General features: G+C 66.6%; 1 protein-coding gene. It reads left to right on the plus strand.

All coding sequences use genetic code 11. The annotated features are described in order from the left end of the window. The coding region (locus EN994_RS33965) for an amidohydrolase family protein (protein WP_164746551.1) at positions 1-730 on the plus strand (730 nt) is incomplete at both ends.

Genomic DNA, 730 nt, shown 5'->3' on the forward strand with positions numbered 1-730 from the left:
GTCCTGCGTGCCTTCGGCGCCGGGGCTGGAACATGCCGGCGCCGAGCTGACGGTCGCCGATGTCGCGGAAGCGATGACCTGGGAGAACATTATCGGCCTGGGCGAAGTGATGAATTTCCCCGGCGTCGTCGCCAATGATCCGGTCATGTCGGGCGAGATCGCGGCGACGGTCAAGGCGGGCAAGACGGTCGGCGGCCACTATGCCTCGCGCGATCTCGGCCTGCCGTTCCACGGCTACGTCGCCGGCGGCCCCGAGGACGACCATGAGGGCACGCGCGCCGAGGACGCTATCGCCCGCGTGCGCCAGGGCATGAAGGCGATGCTGCGGCTGGGCTCGGCCTGGTACGACGTCGCCTCGCAGATCAAGGCGGTGACGGAGGGCGGAATCGACCCGCGCAACTTCATCCTGTGCACCGACGACAGCCATTCCGGCACGCTGGTCCAAGAGGGCCATATGGACCGCGTGGTGCGCCACGCCATCCAACAGGGATTGAAGCCGGTGACGGCGATCCAGATGGCGACGCTCAATACCGCCCAGCATTTCAAACTGGAGCGCGAGATCGGCTCGATCGCGCCGGGCCGGCTGGCCGACCTGCTGATCGTCTCGGATCTCGCCGCAATGACCATCGACGAGGTCTATGCACGCGGCGTCAGGGTGGCCAAGGGCGGCAAGCTCGAAATCGACATTCCGGCCTATGATTACCCCCGGACGGCGAAGAACACCGTCAAG

Origin of the sequence: Mesorhizobium sp. M7A.F.Ca.CA.002.09.1.1 (assembly GCF_003998555.1) — a bacterium.
In the GTDB taxonomy this organism is placed as follows: domain Bacteria; phylum Pseudomonadota; class Alphaproteobacteria; order Rhizobiales; family Rhizobiaceae; genus Mesorhizobium; species Mesorhizobium ciceri.